The organism is Umezawaea tangerina (genome assembly GCF_003002815.1).
In the GTDB taxonomy this organism is placed as follows: Bacteria; Actinomycetota; Actinomycetes; order Mycobacteriales; family Pseudonocardiaceae; genus Umezawaea; species Umezawaea tangerina.
Window position 1 is genome coordinate 220,899 of the sequence record NZ_PVTF01000010.1, and the last position, 14,675, is coordinate 235,573.

At 71.4% G+C, this 14,675-nt stretch carries 14 protein-coding genes; 7 read left to right on the forward strand and 7 right to left on the reverse strand.

Features of this window, described 5'->3' with window-relative positions:
• Positions 1–171 precede the first annotated feature (171 nt).
• The 4 genes from CLV43_RS31575 to pgm are packed head-to-tail and all read left to right on the forward strand — an operon-like array spanning position 172 to position 6,175.
• On the forward strand, positions 172–930 hold the full coding sequence (locus CLV43_RS31575) for an ABC transporter ATP-binding protein (RefSeq protein ID WP_245887130.1): 759 nt from the start codon (positions 172–174) through the stop codon (positions 928–930).
• Positions 930–3,458 carry an ABC transporter permease gene (locus CLV43_RS31580; RefSeq protein ID WP_106191959.1) on the forward strand — a complete coding sequence of 843 codons (2,529 nt, stop codon included), beginning with the start codon at positions 930–932 and terminating at the stop codon, positions 3,456–3,458. The genes CLV43_RS31575 and CLV43_RS31580 overlap by 1 nt, the downstream gene beginning before the upstream one ends.
• A 13-nt stretch (positions 3,459–3,471) precedes the next feature.
• Positions 3,472–4,479 (forward strand): EcsC family protein, encoded by a 1,008-nt coding sequence (locus CLV43_RS31585; RefSeq protein WP_106191707.1) that lies wholly within the window; start codon positions 3,472–3,474, stop codon positions 4,477–4,479.
• A gap of 58 nt (positions 4,480–4,537) precedes the next feature.
• Complete coding sequence (gene pgm / locus CLV43_RS31590) at positions 4,538–6,175, forward strand: phosphoglucomutase (alpha-D-glucose-1,6-bisphosphate-dependent) (RefSeq protein WP_106191709.1); 1,638 nt, start codon at positions 4,538–4,540, stop codon at positions 6,173–6,175.
• A gap of 45 nt (positions 6,176–6,220) precedes the next feature.
• Here pgm and CLV43_RS31595 read toward each other — a convergent pair whose 3' ends face one another.
• The 3 genes from CLV43_RS31595 to CLV43_RS31605 form a co-directional block, all read right to left on the reverse strand.
• Positions 6,221–6,838, reverse strand: a complete 618-nt coding sequence (locus CLV43_RS31595) for a hypothetical protein (protein ID WP_106191710.1) — start codon at positions 6,836–6,838, stop codon at positions 6,221–6,223.
• A gap of 265 nt (positions 6,839–7,103) precedes the next feature.
• The gene (gene lysS, locus CLV43_RS31600; RefSeq protein WP_106191712.1) at positions 7,104–8,741 is read right to left on the reverse strand and encodes a lysine--tRNA ligase; all 1,638 of its coding nucleotides are present in this window, start codon (positions 8,739–8,741) and stop codon (positions 7,104–7,106) included.
• Between the two features lie 33 nt (positions 8,742–8,774).
• Positions 8,775–9,410, reverse strand: a complete 636-nt coding sequence (locus tag CLV43_RS31605) for a hypothetical protein (RefSeq protein ID WP_106191714.1) — start codon at positions 9,408–9,410, stop codon at positions 8,775–8,777.
• Between the two features lie 18 nt (positions 9,411–9,428).
• Here CLV43_RS31605 and CLV43_RS48050 point away from each other — a divergent pair, with 18 nt between their 5' ends.
• On the forward strand, positions 9,429–9,605 hold the full coding sequence (locus tag CLV43_RS48050) for a hypothetical protein (RefSeq protein ID WP_170156100.1): 177 nt from the start codon (positions 9,429–9,431) through the stop codon (positions 9,603–9,605).
• 1 nt (position 9,606) lies between these two features.
• On the opposite strand, the gene CLV43_RS31610 is transcribed toward CLV43_RS48050, so the two are convergent.
• Together CLV43_RS31610 and ilvA are read right to left on the reverse strand one after the other, a co-directional pair.
• Entirely contained in the window at positions 9,607–10,245 is a 639-nt protein-coding gene (locus tag CLV43_RS31610) for a dihydrofolate reductase family protein (protein WP_106191715.1), read from the reverse strand.
• Between the two features lie 75 nt (positions 10,246–10,320).
• The gene (gene ilvA, locus CLV43_RS31615; protein WP_106191717.1) at positions 10,321–11,562 is read right to left on the reverse strand and encodes a threonine ammonia-lyase IlvA; all 1,242 of its coding nucleotides are present in this window, start codon (positions 11,560–11,562) and stop codon (positions 10,321–10,323) included.
• A 64-nt stretch (positions 11,563–11,626) separates the two neighbouring features.
• On the opposite strand from ilvA, the gene CLV43_RS31620 reads away from it, so the two are divergent.
• Both CLV43_RS31620 and CLV43_RS31625 read left to right on the forward strand, forming a co-directional pair.
• Positions 11,627–12,403 (forward strand): isocitrate lyase/PEP mutase family protein, encoded by a 777-nt coding sequence (locus CLV43_RS31620; protein WP_106191718.1) that lies wholly within the window; start codon positions 11,627–11,629, stop codon positions 12,401–12,403.
• A 154-nt stretch (positions 12,404–12,557) separates the two neighbouring features.
• Positions 12,558–13,058 (forward strand): DUF732 domain-containing protein, encoded by a 501-nt coding sequence (locus tag CLV43_RS31625; protein ID WP_170156101.1) that lies wholly within the window; start codon positions 12,558–12,560, stop codon positions 13,056–13,058.
• A 6-nt stretch (positions 13,059–13,064) separates the two neighbouring features.
• Here the strand turns inward: CLV43_RS31625 and CLV43_RS31630 are convergent, their stop codons facing one another.
• Both CLV43_RS31630 and CLV43_RS31635 read right to left on the reverse strand, forming a co-directional pair.
• Positions 13,065–13,538, reverse strand: coding sequence for a MarR family winged helix-turn-helix transcriptional regulator (locus CLV43_RS31630; RefSeq protein ID WP_106191721.1), 474 nt, complete (start codon positions 13,536–13,538; stop codon positions 13,065–13,067).
• On the reverse strand, positions 13,516–14,604 hold the full coding sequence (locus CLV43_RS31635) for an LLM class flavin-dependent oxidoreductase (RefSeq protein ID WP_106191723.1): 1,089 nt from the start codon (positions 14,602–14,604) through the stop codon (positions 13,516–13,518). Before CLV43_RS31635 ends, CLV43_RS31630 begins: the two co-directional genes overlap by 23 nt.
• Positions 14,605–14,675 lie beyond the last annotated feature (71 nt).

A 14,675-nucleotide genomic window follows, 5' to 3' on the forward strand; every position in this document is an offset into this window, starting at 1 on the left:
GCGCGTCGAGCCGTTCGACCGAAGGGTCCCGCCGGGAGGGGTCGGGGAAGAACCCCTAGGCCGGTTCGGGGTCGGCCCCGGCCGCGGATCGGGCACGTTCCCGACGCGCGGGCACCGTCGGATCGACAGGATTTCCCCAACACAAGCGCGCAGGGGAGATCGGAGCATCCGGTGACGGTGACAGTGGGGACGTCCACGTCCACCGCGGCGAGAGCCGTGGGCGTGACGAAGGTGTACGGCTCGGGGGAAGCGGCCGTGACCGCGCTGGACGGGGTCAGCGTGGACATCGAGCGGGGCCGGTTCACCGCGATCATGGGGCCGTCGGGGTCGGGCAAGTCGACGCTGATGCACTGCCTGGCGGGACTGGACGACGTGGACTCCGGCGAGGTGTTCGTCGGCGACGCGCGGGTGACCGGCTTGCGGGACAAGGGGTTGACCGACCTGCGGCGCACGAAGGTCGGGTTCGTCTTCCAGCAGTTCAACCTCCTGCCCACCCTGACCGCGGAGGAGAACATCCTGCTGCCGCTGGCGATCGGCGGCCGCAAGGTCGACCGGGCGTGGTTCGACACCGTGGTCGACACCGTGGGGCTGCGCGACCGGCTCGGGCACCGGCCCACCCAGCTCTCCGGCGGCCAGCAGCAGCGGGTCGCGTGCGCCCGCGCGCTGGTCGGCAGGCCCGACGTGGTGTTCGCCGACGAGCCGACCGGCAACCTCGACTCGCGCTCCGGCGCCGAGGTGCTCGGCTTCCTCCAGCGGTCCGCGCAGGAGTTCGGGCAGACCGTGGTGATGGTGACCCACGACGCGAACGCGGCGTCCTACGCGGACCGGGTCGTCTTCCTGGCCGACGGTCGGATCGTGCGCGAGCTGGTCGAGCCGACCGCCGAAGCCGTCCTCGACACCATGAAGCACCTCGACGGCGGGGTCGCGTGATGTTCAGGGCCACCCTCAAGAGCCTGATGGCGCGCAAGCTGCGCCTGCTGCTGTCCGGGCTGTCCGTCGTGCTCGGCGTGATGTTCGTGTCCGGCTCCTTCGTGCTGACCGACACGCTCGACCGGTCGTTCGACTCGCTGTTCTCCAGCGTCTACACCGGGGTCGACGCGCAGGTCACCACGAAGCCCAAGGTGCAGGGCGGTGACGGCGACCCGGAGAGCTCCGCCGCGGCGCTGCCCGCCTCGGTCCTGGAGACCGTGCGCGGGGTCGACGGCGTGCGCGCGGTGGTCGGCGACGTCGTCGGCCCGGCCCGCGCGATCGGCAAGAACGGCAAGGTGCTCACCACCAGCGGCGCGCCCCGGCTGGGCGACGCGTGGGCCGAAGACCTGTCGGGGCAACGGGTCCTGCGCGAGGGCCGGGCGCCGGAGGGCGACCGCGAGGTCGTGCTCGGCGGGTTCCTCGCCAAGTCCGGCGGGTTCGCCGTCGGCGACGAGGTGGCCGTGCTCACCGCCGCGCCCAAGCAGACCTACGAGGTCGTCGGCGTCTTCGGCTACCAGGGCGGCCGCGACTCGCTCGGCGGCGAGATGAGCATCAGCTTCAGCCCCGCCACCGCCCACCGCGTGCTGCTCGGCGGGCCCGACACCTACACCTCCGTCACCGTCCAGGCCGCCGACGGCGTCCCGCAGGACGTCGTGCGCGACCGGGTGGCCGCCGCCATCGGCGCGGACTACCAGGTCAAGACCGGGACCGAGCTGGCCAAGGCGCAGACCGACTCCATCGGCGAGGGCTTGAAGTTCTTCAACTACATCCTGCTCGGCTTCGCCGGGATCGCCCTGTTCGTGGGCGCGTTCATCATCTTCAACACCTTCTCCATCATCGTCGCGCAGCGCACCAAGGAGCTCGCGCTGATGCGGGCCATGGGCGCGAGCCGCCGCCAGATGATGGTGTCGGTGGTGCTGGAGGCGCTGGTGATCGGCGTGGTCGCCTCCGTCGTCGGACTCGGCGCGGGCGTCGGCGTGGGGGCGCTGCTCGCCCGGCTGTTCGCCACGTTCGGCGGCGGCAGCCTGCAGCTCGCGAGCATCGGGCTCCCGGCCGCCGCGGTCGTCTCGTCCTTCGCCGTCGGCATCCTGGTCACGATGGCCGCGTCGGTGTTCCCGGCCGTGCGCGCCTCCCGGATCGCGCCCGTCGCCGCGATGCGCGAGGCCGCCACCCCGGACCGCCCGCTGACCAAGCCGACCGTCGCGGGCGCCGCGCTGTCGGCGACCGGCGGCACGCTGCTCGGGATCGGCCTCGCCAACGGCGTGCTGTGGATGGTGTTCTCCGGCATCCTGGTCGCCTTCCTCGGCGTGGCCCTGCTGACCCCGTTGATCAGCAAGCCGGTCGTCGCCGTGATCGGCGGACTGCTGTCCTGGTCGACGCCCGGCACGCTGGGGCGGCGCAACTCCGCGCGCAACCCGCGCCGCACCGCCATCACCGCCGCCGCCCTCATGGTCGGCATCGCGCTGATCACCGGCGTGAGCATCGTCCTGACGTCGGCGACCGCGAGCATCACCAAGGTGGCCGACTCGCAGATCTCCGCCGACCTGATCATCTCCGGCGAGGAGGGGGCCACCTTCGAGCCCGCCGTCCTGGACCGGGTGCGGAGCACGCCCGGCGTCGAGTCCGCGTTCGGGTTCTACTCCGACTACGCGGCCGTGGACGGCGACCGCATGCACCTCCAGGCCGTCACCGACTTCCCCGCCATGCAGCGCCTGTTCGGCCTGCGCGCCACGGCCGGGTCGTTCGCCGACGTCACCGGCCGCACCGTGGCGATGGCCGAGGAGACGGCCAAGGCGAAGAACCTCGGCGTGGGCAGCACGGTGACCGTGCAGCTGGCGAAGGGGGAGCAGCAGACCTACTCGGTGGCCGTGATCTACGCCAAGAACGGCGTGATGGACGGGGTACAGCTCTCGGCAGCCGCAGCGGCGGACTTCTCGTCGGCCGAGCTGACCGACGCCTTCGCGAAGGTCGCGGCGGGAACGCCGGTGGCCGACGTCCAGCACCGGGTCGAGCCGCTGTTCGCGGACAACCCCGAGGTCTCGGTCCAGGACCGCAGCGCGTTCGTCCGGCAGCAGGCCGCCCAGCTCGACACCGTGCTGCTCATGGTGCAGATCCTGCTCGCGCTGGCGATCCTCATCGCGGTCCTCGGGGTGGTCAACACCCTCGCGCTGTCGGTCGTCGAGCGGACCCGCGAGCTCGGCATGCTGCGCGCGATCGGCATGCGCCGGGCCCAGGTGATGCGCATGATCATCGTCGAGTCCGTGGTGATCTCGGTGTTCGGCGCCCTGCTCGGCCTGCTGGTCGGCTCCGGCCTCGGCGTCGCCACCGTGCGGGCGCTGCGGGACCAGGGCATCACCGAGCTCGGGTTCCCGTGGGCGCGAATGGGTACCTACCTGGCGGTGGCCGCCGTGATCGGCGTGGTCGCGGCGATCCTGCCCGCGATCAGGGCGGCGCGGCTGAACGTCCTGAACGCGATCTCGTACGAATAGGTAGGTTGGTGGGATGTCGTTCCGCAGCGGGATGTCCGAGTACGACGGCAAGGCGTGGGACGCGCTCATCGAGAGCGAGCAGCCCGCCGAGCGCTCCCTGCTGCCCGCCGTCGTGCGGGACCGGCTGCAGCGGACCGGCGAGGTCGCCAAGCGCCGCATCGACTCGATCCCCGGCTCCGAGCAGTTCCAGGGGCTGTTGATGAAGGCGCTCGGCGGCTTCACCGACCTCGGCTCGCGCGCCGCGCGGGCCAGCGTCCGCTCCGGCGCGGTCGTCAAGGCGTTCCAGAAGCGCGGCCACGCCGTGCAGACCATCGACGACATCCGGGCGCTGCCGCTCAGCGAGATGGACAAGGTGAAACCGCGGCTCGACATCGCCTACATCACCGCGTCCACCCTCCAGGGCGCCGCCGCCGGGCTCGCGGTGTCCGGCGGCGAGCTGCTCGGCGTGGCCAGCGGCGGCGCGCCGGGCGCGGGCGTGGTGATCGGCGCGATGGCCGCCGACGCCGCCGCGGTCCTGGTGGCGAGCCAGCGGGCGGTCGCGCACGTCGCCGCCTACTACGGCTACGACCTCACCCGGCCCGAGGAGCAGATGTTCGCGCTGGGCGTGCTGAACCTCGGCACGTCCTCCGAGGTCACCAAGACCGCCGCCTACCTGGAGCTGAACAAGCTCGTCCAGGGCCTGGCCCGCAAGCACACGTGGGACCAGCTGCGGCAGAACGTCGTGACCAAGGTCGTCGAGCAGGTGTACGCGCAGCTGGGCATGCGCCTCACCCAGCGCAAGCTCGGCCAGGCCGTCCCCGTCGTGGGCGTCCTGATCGGCGCGGGGCTGAACGCGAAGACCATTTCGCGGGTGGTCGACGACGCCGAGCACGCCTACCGCAAACGGCACCTCCAGGAGAAGTACGGCATCGTCGACAACGTGCCCCAGCCGACCGTGACGGCGGAGCGCGACGACACGATCCCGATCGTGGACATCCTGGACGCGGAGATCGTCGAGGCGGAGCCCGACGTGTCCCCTTGACCTCGGTGGGCGCGTAGGGGTCTGCTTCACCCCGCAGCCCAGAGCGAGGAGAAAACCCGTGGCAGTCCACCCGCGTGCAGGTCAGCCCGCGACGCGAGCCGACCTGGTCGACGTCGCTCACCTGGTCACGTCGTACTACGCGGAGCACCCCGACCCGTCGGTCGCCGAGCAGCGGGTCGCGTTCGGCACGTCCGGCCACCGCGGGTCGGCGTTGAAGATCGGCTTCACCGACGACCACATCGCCGCCGCCGCCCAGGCTGTGTGCGAGCACCGGGCGCGCGCAGGCGTGACCGGCCCGCTGTACCTCGGGCGCGACACCCACGCGCTGTCCGAACCGGCGTTCGTGACCGCGCTGGAGGTGTTCGTCGCCAACGACGTGCGGGTGCTGGTCGACAGCCGCGACGGCTACACGCCCACGCCCGCCGTGTCGTTGGCGATCCTGTCCCACAACTCCGGCCGCACGGACGGACTGGCGGACGGCGTCGTCGTGACCCCGTCGCACAACCCGCCCGAGGACGGCGGCTTCAAGTACAACCCGCCGGACGGCGGCCCGGCCGACTCCGGCATCACCAAGGGCATCCAGGACCGGGCGAACGAACTGCTGGAAGCCGGGCTCTCGGGGGTCAAGCGCATCCCGTACGCCCGCGCCCGCCAGGCCGCCGAGCCGTTCGACTTCCTCGACCTCTACGTGACCGAGCTGCCCTCGGTCGTCGACCTGGACGCCATCCGCTCGGCGGGCGTCCGCATCGGCGCGGACCCGTTGGGTGGCGCGAGCGTCGCCTACTGGTCGGAGATCGCCGACCGCCACGGCCTCGACCTCACCGTCGTGAACCCCGTGGTGGACTCGACGTTCGGGTTCATGACGCTCGACTGGGACGGCCGCATCCGGATGGACTGCTCCTCCCAGTACGCCATGGCGTCGCTCATCTCCCGCCGCGCCGAGTTCGACGTGGCCACGGGCAACGACGCCGACTCCGACCGGCACGGCATCGTCACCCCCGACGCGGGCCTGATGAACCCGAACCACTTCCTCGCCGTCGCCATCGACTACCTCTACTCCCACCGCTCCGGCTGGGCTGAAGGGGCGGCCATCGGCAAGACCATGGTGAGCTCGTCGATCATCGACCGGGTCGCGTCGTCGTTGGGACGACGTCTGGTCGAGGTGCCGGTCGGGTTCAAGTGGTTCGTGCCGGGGCTGCTGGATGGCTCGATCGCCTTCGGCGGCGAGGAGAGCGCCGGCGCGTCGTTCCTGCGCCGCGACGGCCGGGGCTGGACCACCGACAAGGACGGCCTGATCCTGGCGCTGCTCGCCTCGGAGATCATCGCGGTGACCGGCTCGACCCCCTCCGCCCGCTACCGGGAACTGACCGCCTCCCTCGGCGACCCCGTGTACGCCCGCATCGACGCGCCCGCCACCCGTGAGCAGAAGGCCGCGTTGGGTGCGTTGTCCCCGTCGCAGGTCGCCGTGGAGGAGATCGCGGGCGAGAAGATCCTCGACCGCCTCACCAACGCACCGGGCAACGGGGCGCCCGTGGGCGGCTTGAAGGTCGTCACTGAGTCCGGCTGGTTCGCCGCGAGGCCTTCGGGGACGGAGGACGTGTACAAGCTGTACGCCGAGTCCTTCAAGGGCCCGGACCACCTGGCGCTGTTGCAGGAGGAGGCCCAGACCGTGCTGGACGGGGTTCTGGGGTCCTAGCGAACCGGGGGCCTCGCTTCCGAGCGAGGCCCCTCTGGCCGGCTGTCAGGCGGTAGCACCCCAATGTGCGACGTAGCCTGCCGCCTCAGCGATGATGAGTGCGTCGAGTTTGGCCGTGTTCGTGCGCCTGGACATGCTGAACGCCCGACCGCGGCGGGCGTCGAGCACGATCGGCGTGGCTTCCGGAAGCGTCGTTCCGATCGTGTACTCCAGCAGCCTGAGGCCGACGTTGGCGGACTCCTGTGTCAGCGGCTGGCTTTTCAGGTAGGCCAGCACCGCCATGGTGGAGCCGTCTCGGAGACGCAAGCCGAGATGGGGCTTGATGGTCAGGACGAGATCCCCGCAACTCCAGGTCGAACTGACGACCGGAACACCGGTCGCACGCCGGCTCGCGAGCCACGGCAGGTAACCGTTCTTGATCTCGACGAACGCCTGTGCCTGTCCGCGTCGATTCGCTCGGTCGATCGCGGCGTCGAGCGCGAGTTCAGGAGTCGCGGAGTTGGCCGCGCGCCGCATGGCGTCGCGCACCGGCTCGTAGAACCCTTGGCCCAGGAAGTGCTCGGACAGGTAGACGGCCTTCTGCTCCGAGACGATGGCGATGCGGCCCCGTTGGCCGCTGGTCGAGTACTCCATGAAGGACCCAGCACTGATCTTCACACGCATCAGGGCTTCCTCCTCTGATCAGACCAGAGGCAGGAGCTGGCCACGACGAACACCCGGTTCATGGCGGTGCTGCCTCAGACGGGCAGTGCCCGCCTTGAACCCGGACCGTACGGTCTATTCGTCGCAAACGGGTGGCCCCGGTAGTGCGAAGCTTCGAACGTATGTTCCTATGCGCCGAACGGTCCGGCGGGCTGTGTTGTCGCAGGTAAAGCAGTGCCCGGTGTGGGTGCGCGCGCCTTGTCGCGAGCGCACCCACACCCAAGGCTCAGTCCGACAGCAGCTTCCGCACCCGGTCCGCCCCCACGGCCAGCAGCAACGTGGGCAGCCGTGGCCCGGTCTCCACCCCCACCAGCAGCCGGTACAGCAGGGCGAAGAAGGTGCGTTGTGCGACCTTCAGCTCGGGCGTCGGCTTGGTGTCCCTGGGCAGGCCCGCCTGGTCCTTGGGGACGCCGTAGACGAGGTCGGTGAGGCCGTCGAGCGACCAGTGGCTGTCCAAGCCCTGGAGGAGCAGGCGCAGGGATTCGCGCTGGTGCTCGTCGAGGGACTGGATCAGGTCCACGTCGGCGTGTTCGCGGACGCGGGTGCGCTGGTCGAGCGGGACCTGGGTGGTGATCCAGTGGGCGGCCCGGTCGAGCCTGGGGCGGACCTCGTCCAGGGTGGACACGGGGCGGGTGGGGTCCAGGTCGCGGACGATGCGCAACGTCTGCGAGGGGTCGCCGGTGGTGATGTCCACGATGGACGCGAGCGTGCGGTAGGCGATCGGGGTGGGGGTGCTGGGCAGGGGCCCGGCGGCGGTGCGGGTGGCGCGGTCGTGGGCGACCGCGTCGACCGCGACGGCGGTGCCGTCGGCGATCTTGCGCTCCAGCGCGTCCCACTCGTCGTAGGTGCGCTGCACCTCCTGGTCGAACGCGACCTTGAACGACTGGTTCGGCTTGCGGCGGGCGTACAGCCAGCGGACGAGCGGTGCCTCCATGATCTCCAGCGCGTCACCGGGGGTGGGCACGCCGCCCTTGGAGCTGCTCATCTTCGCCATGCCGGAGATGCCGACGAACGCGTACATCGGACCGATCGGCTGCTTGCCGCCGAACACCTCGCGCACGATCTGGCCGCCCACGACGAACGACGAGCCGGGGGAGGAGTGGTCCACACCGGACGGTTCGAAGACGACGCCCTCGTACGCCCAGCGCATCGGCCAGTCGACCTTCCACACGAGCTTGCCGCGGGTGTGCTCGCTGAGCAGCACGGTCTCGGTGTGCCCGCACACGCAGGTGTAGGTCAGCTCGGTGGTCTCGTCGTCGTAGGACGTGACCGTCGTCATGTCGCGGTCGCACGCGGAGCAGTACGGCTTGTACGGGAAGTACTGCTCCTCGTCGTCCTGCTCGGTGACGGGCTTGTCCTTGGTGCGGTACCGGCCCAGGATCGCGTCGATCTTGGCGCGCTCGCGTACCGCGAGCAGGACCTGGTCGCGGTAGGCGCCGGAGGTGTACATCTGCGTCTGGCTCACGGGCCGGTACTCGATGCCCAGCTCCGCGAGGGCGGCGATCATCGGCGCCTTGAAGTGCTCGGCCCAGTTCGGGTACTCGCTGCCCGCGGGCGCGGGGACGGACGTGAGCGGCTTGCCGATGTGCTCGGCCCACGCCGGGTCGACGCCGACCGGGACCTTGCGGAACCGGTCGAAGTCGTCCCACGACAGCAGGTGCACGACGTCGTGGCCGCGGCGGCGGATCTCGTCGGCGACCAGGTGCGGGGTCATCACCTCGCGGAGGTTGCCGAGGTGGACCGGGCCGGACGGGCTCAGGCCGGACGCGCAGACGATGGGTTCGCCGGGCGCCCGGCGTTCGGCTTCGGCGATGACGTCGTCTGCGAAACGGGAGACCCAGTCGGCCTCGGTCTGAACCTGCATACCCCCGATTGTCCTACGGCGTGTCGAACGGGTTCACGCCGGGATGTCGACGGCGATCTCCGCGCTCAGCTCCGCGCCCCGTTCCAGCCGGAGCCCGTCACCGCTCCAGAACCGGCCGGGGTCGTACCAGTTCACCCGCCGTCCGACGGGCAGCAGACCCATCGCCTCGTAGGTGACCGCCACGACCTCCGCGCAGTACGCGGTCTCCAGCGTCGCCTCCGACGTCCCCTTGCGCACCTTGGGCAGCCGCCCGCGCAACCACCGCGTGGCCAGCTTCGCCGTGGACGGGAACGGCGTCCCGTCCAGCCGCGCGATCGTCTTGAGCACCGCGTCGTCGGTCTCCCGCGTGTGCGTGTGGTCCAGCTGCCGCAGCCACGCCCGCTGCCCGTACCGGTTCGCCCACACCAGCACCGCGCTGCGCAGGTCGTGCAGCTGCACCCCGCGCTGGTGCGTGCCCGTCCACATGTCGATCAGCGACCGGCCCAGCTCGGCGTGCCACATGAGCGGCGGCAGGTCGTCGATCACCACCGCCATGCCGACGTGGTTGACCGGGCTGTTCGTCGTCATCCGGATCGCCCGGTCCGCCGCCGAGTCGCCCCTGAACAGCCAGACGTCGCCGGTGCGCGTGAGGTTGACGGCTTCGTCCAGGGTGATCCGCGTTTCGGCCATGGGAGGTAGCCTAGGCAAATGAAGTGGTGGAAGCTGCTCGGGCTCGCGGGCGTGGTCGGCGTCGCCGCCACCGGCGCGGTCGTCGTGCGGGCCGAGCGCCGGCGCCAGGCGTACACGCCGGACGAGATCCGGGACCGCCTGCACGCGCGGATCGCCGAGGCGGAACCGGAGCCCGTCGAGCCCGCGACGCCCTAGGTCAGCCGACGCCGCGGTCGGGCGCGCTCATGTCGCCCGTGCCCGGCGTGCCGTCGGCGAGCCCGTAGCGCAGGTGGATCGTGCCCTTCGGGCTGGTCACGGCCGGTTCGAGCAGGGTCAGGTTCGTGGGCACCACGCCGTCGTCGAACACCTTCTTGCCGACGCCGAGCATGATCGGGTGCACCCACAGGTCGATGCGGTCGAAGAGCCGTTCGCGCAGGAGCGTCTGCACGAGGTCCAGGCTGCCGACGACCTTGATGTTCTCGTGCCGGTCGCGCACCTCCCGCACCGCGGTCGCGAGGTCCGGGCCGAGCTGCGTGGACCCGGCCCAGCCGAGGTCGGGCGTGCCGCGCGAGGCCACGTACTTCGGGATGCGGTTGAAGAGCTCGGTGATGTCGCCGTCCTGGCCGCTCTCGTCCTGGTGCGGCCAGAAGCCGGCGAAGATGTCGTAGGTGCGCCTGCCGAGCAGCAGGGCGTCCGTGCCCTCGTACGCGGCGCCGACCTGCGCCCCGGCGACCTCGTCCATCAAGGGCGCCTGCCAGCCGCCGAACGGGAACCCCTCCGGGTCCTCGTCGGGGCCGCCGGGCGCCTGCCCGACGAGGTCGAGGGTCGCGAACAGCTCGATGTGGATGAGGCCCATGCGTTGCTCCCGGTGGGTGCTGTCGTCCTGGTCGAGAGGTTGGACCGGTGGACGCACGGGAACTCATCGCGGCGCCTAGATCAGGAACCGGTAAGCAGTCGTCCCCGGTGCGACGTGCTGGATCTTCAGCGGGCTGGCCTTCATCCGGGACCAGAGCGGGTCGTAGTCCTCGCGGCGGCCGATCTCGACGCCGCAGAGGGCGGCACCGGTCTCGCGGTTGTCGCGCTTGACGTACTCGAACAGGACGATGTCGTCGTCCGGGCCGAGGACCTCGTCCAGGAAGCGACGCAGCGCGCCCGGCTCCTGCGGGAACTCCACCAGGAAGTAGTGCTTCAGGCCGCGGTGCACGAGTGAGCGCTCGACGACCTCGGCGTACCGGCTGACGTCGTTGTTGCCACCCGAGAGCAGGCAGACCACGGTCTGGCCGGGCTCGACCACGACGGACTCGGCCAGGGACGCCGACGCCATCGCGCCCGCGGGCTCGGCGATGATGCCGTCGACCTGGTAGAGGTCGAGCATCTCGGTGCAGATCTGGCCCTCCGACACCGTGACCAGCTCCGCACCCGAGTCCCTGACCAGCGGGAAGCCGGCGTCGCCGACCCGGCGGACGGCCGCGCCGTCCACGAACGTGTCGACCTCGGGCAGCTTCACGGGGCCGTCGGCGGCCAGGGCGGCGATCATGCTGGCGGCGCCCGCGGGCTCGACGCCGACGATGCGGGTGGTCGGGAACTCGGTCGCCAACCACGTGCCGAGGCCCGCGAGCAGGCCACCGCCGCCGACCGGGACGACGACCACGTCGGGGGCGCGCCCCAGCTGGCTGATGATCTCCAGGCCGACGGTGCCCTGGCCGGTGATGGTGCGGACGTCGTCGAACGCGGGCACGACGGTGGCGCCGGTCGCGGCCGCGTGCTCCAGCGCGGCGGTCGCGGCGTCGTCGTAGGTGTCGCCCTCGACGACGAGCTCGACCACGTCACCGCCGAGCGCGGCGATGCGGTGCCGCTTCTGCCGCGGAGTGGTGCTGGGCACGTAGACCCGGCCGCGCACGCCCAGCCGCCTGCACGCGTAGGCGACGCCCTGCCCGTGGTTGCCCGCGCTGGCGCACACCGCGCCCGCCTCGCGTTCGGCCTCGTCCAGCTGCGAGAGCAGGTTGTAGGCGCCGCGCAGCTTGTAGGACCGGCCGACCTGGAGGTCCTCGCGCTTGAGCCACACCTCGGCACCGGTCGCGGCCGAGAGGCGGTCGTTGCGCTGCAGCGGTGTGGTCAGGGCGACACCCGACAGGCGCCGGGCGGCCGCGGACACGTCATCGGCGAAGGACATGACCGCACATACTCCTCCGTCCGGCCCAACGCGCGCGAACGAGGTGGGCCAATAGGCTCGGGGCATGACCTCACTCGCCGCCAAGGCCACCGCACTGCTGGACCTGCACACCGCGCCCGAACTGCTGAAGGTCGTCAACGTCTGGGACGTCATCACCGCCAAGGTCGTCGCCGACGTGGAGGGCACGAAGGCCCTCGCCACCGCCAGCCACTCCATCGCCGCCTCCTACGGCTACCCGGACGGGGAGCGGATCCCCGTCGACCTGATGATCGAGGCCGTCGGCCGGATCGCGGCCGCGGTCGACCTGCCCGTGACGGCCGACCTGGAGGGCGGGTACGGCGACGCGGGGGAGACGGTCCGCAAGGCGATCGGCGTCGGCGTCGTCGGCGCGAACCTCGAGGACCAGATGAAGCCGCTGTCGGAGTCGGTGGCCGCGGTCGAGGCCGCGATGAAGGCCGGTGAGGCCGAGGGCGTGACGTTCGTGCTGAACGCCCGCACGGACGCCTTCGTCAAGGCGGGCGACCGCGACCCGGCTGAGGTGCTCGCCGACGCCATCACCCGCGGCAAGGCCTACCTGGACGCGGGCGCGCCCGTCGTGTTCGTGCCCGGCAGGCTCGACGAGGCCGCCGTGGAGGCGCTGGTGGAGGCGTTCGGGCCGCGGCGGCTCACCGTCATCGGCGCGCCGGGCAGCCTGCCGCTGGCGCGGTTGGAGGCGCTGGGCGTGGCGCGGGTGTCCTACGGGCCGTTCAGCCAGCGCGTGGCGCTGACCGCGCTGCAGGACCTGGTCCTCGACGTCGTCGCGGGCGGCGGGCTGCCCGAGGACACGCGCCCGCTGAACTAGGGAGGTGCCCCCGGACCGGGCGCGGTCCGGGGCGCGTCGGTGGACCGCGCGGTCCGTTCCGAAACCCGGTCACGGGGGCGCGGGGTCGCGTACCTTCGGGCCACGACGGCGACGGGTGACCGCCGCCGCGCACCCCCTGCCAAGGAGCCCTGCCTTGAGGTACGACCTCGTCGTCATCGCCGCCGTCGCCCTCGCCGTCACCGCCTGCGGCTCGTCGACCCCCACCTCGGCCCCGTCCTCGTCCTCCTCGTCACCCGCGTCCGCCGGCCGTTCCGCCTCGGCTTCCCCGTCCGCCTCTGCCTCCGCGTCGGCACCGGCTTCGGCTTCGGCGAACGCGTCCGGCACCGCCCCGTCCACCCCGGCGGGCGCCGGCACCCCCGCACCCCCGATCCTGTCCCCACCCGCGGGCACCCCGGCCGCCCCACCCCGCCCGGACGACAAGGGCGCGGCCTACCTGTCCGCGTTGAACGCCGCGGGCGTGCCGACGAGCACCAGCGGCGCGACGGAGATCCAGATCGCGCAGGGCGTGTGCACGCAGCTCGCCCAGGGCATGTCCCGGCAGAAGCTGGTCGACGACATCGCCGCCATCGGCGGCCTGGTGACCGAGGACCAGGCCGACGCGATGGTGGCCGCGGCGGAGCGGCACTACTGCTGACCGCGATCAGTCCGGAATGGACTCCTGGGCCAGCCTGAGCTTGTCGCACAACCGTTGCAGCGTGCGCAGCTCCTCGTCGTCCAGGGCCGGTCCCACGTAGCGGCGGATGCTGGTGGTGTGTCGTCGGCCGACCGAGCGCTGCATGGCGAGGCCCGCGTCGGTGAGGACGACGATCGTGCCGCGGCCGTCGGAGCGGTCCGCCTCGCGGCGCAGGAGGCCCGCGTCGGAGAGGCGTTCGACCAGTCTGCTCAGCGACGGTTGGCTCAGGAGGACCTCGCGGTTGAGGTCGCGCAGGCGGGCGCGGTGGTCGGGGCGGCGGCTGAGGGTGAACAGGACGTCGTATTCGCGCAGGCTGATGGGGGACCAGACGTCGTCGGCCGCGAACCGCCGCAGGAGCGCGGACTGCGCTCGGAAGAGCGCTTCCCACGACTCCGCGGCGAGCTCGGTGCGGCTGGGCTCAGGCGACGGGGGCGGCGTCACGGGCGAGCTTCCGGGAGGTGTGGGTGGGCGGGTCGGACGGGACGTCGGCCGGGCGGCGGGCGTCGAACTCGCGGCGCAGCTCGGGGGCGATCTCGCCGAGCATGTCGAGCTGCTCCAGGACGACCTTGAGCGGCAGGCCCGCGTGGTCGAGCAGGAACAGCTGGCGCTGGTAGTCGCCGAAGAACTCCTGGAAGGTCAACGTCTTCTCGATGACCTCCTGCGGGCTGCCGACCGTCAACGGCGTCTGCGCGGTGAAGTCCTCTAGGGACGGTCCGTGGCCGTAGACCGGGGCGTTGTCGAAGTACGGGCGGAACTCGCGGACGGCGTCCTGGGAGTTGCGGCGCATGAACACCTGGCCGCCCAGGCCGACGATCGCCTGGTCCGCGCGACCGTGGCCGTAGTGCTCGAAGCGCTCCCGGTAGAGGGTGATCAGCCGGATGTAGTGCTCCTTGGGCCAGAAGATGTTGTTGGCGAAGAACCCGTCGGCGAAGTAGGCGGCGATCTCGGCGATCTCCGGGCTGCGGATCGAGCCGTGCCACACGAACGGCGCGATGCCGTCGAGCGGGCGCGGGGTGGAGGTGAAGCCCTGCAACGGGGTGCGGAACCTGCCCTCCCAGTCCACGACCTCGTTGTCCCACAACGCGCGCAGCAGCTGGTAGTTCTCCACGGTCAGCGCCATGCCGTCCTGGATGTTCTTCCCGAACCACGGGTACACCGGCGCGGTGTTGCCGCGGCCGAGCATCAGGTCCACCCGGCCGTCGGACAGGTGCTGGAGCATCGCGTAGTCCTCGGCGATCTTCACCGGGTCGTTGGTGGTGATCAGCGTCGTGGACGTGGACAGGACGAGCCGTTCGGTGCGGGCCGCGATGTGGCCCAGCAGGGTCGTCGGCGACGACGGCACGAACGGCGGGTTGTGGTGCTCGCCGGTGGCGAACACGTCCAGGCCTACCTGCTCGGCGTGCTCGGCGATCGCCACCATCGCCTTGATGCGCTCGTGCTCACCGATCGTGGTGCCGGTGGTCGGGTCCGGGGTGACGTCCCCGACCGTGAAGACGCCGATCTGCATGGTGCCTCTCCCGAAGTCGATGCGTTTGCATGGATATCGGGGTCAACACCGAGCAGACCGGCGCCTATTCC

What these genes read in the sequence shown, in the direction of transcription:
- CLV43_RS48050 (WP_170156100.1), top strand. Translation starts at nt 9,429, where the DNA reads ATGAAGTGGTGGAAGCTGCTCGGGCTCGCGGGCGTGGTCGGCGTCGCC.
- CLV43_RS31610 (WP_106191715.1), bottom strand. Translation starts at nt 10,245, where the DNA reads ATGGGCCTCATCCACATCGAGCTGTTCGCGACCCTCGACCTCGTCGGG.
- CLV43_RS31580 (WP_106191959.1), top strand. Translation starts at nt 930, where the DNA reads ATGTTCAGGGCCACCCTCAAGAGCCTGATGGCGCGCAAGCTGCGCCTG.
- CLV43_RS31635 (WP_106191723.1), bottom strand. Translation starts at nt 14,604, where the DNA reads ATGCAGATCGGCGTCTTCACGGTCGGGGACGTCACCCCGGACCCGACC.
- CLV43_RS31585 (WP_106191707.1), top strand. Translation starts at nt 3,472, where the DNA reads ATGTCGTTCCGCAGCGGGATGTCCGAGTACGACGGCAAGGCGTGGGAC.
- CLV43_RS31595 (WP_106191710.1), bottom strand. Translation starts at nt 6,838, where the DNA reads ATGCGTGTGAAGATCAGTGCTGGGTCCTTCATGGAGTACTCGACCAGC.
- ilvA (WP_106191717.1), bottom strand. Translation starts at nt 11,562, where the DNA reads ATGTCCTTCGCCGATGACGTGTCCGCGGCCGCCCGGCGCCTGTCGGGT.
- CLV43_RS31620 (WP_106191718.1), top strand. Translation starts at nt 11,627, where the DNA reads ATGACCTCACTCGCCGCCAAGGCCACCGCACTGCTGGACCTGCACACC.
- lysS (WP_106191712.1), bottom strand. Translation starts at nt 8,741, where the DNA reads ATGCAGGTTCAGACCGAGGCCGACTGGGTCTCCCGTTTCGCAGACGAC.
- CLV43_RS31605 (WP_106191714.1), bottom strand. Translation starts at nt 9,410, where the DNA reads ATGGCCGAAACGCGGATCACCCTGGACGAAGCCGTCAACCTCACGCGC.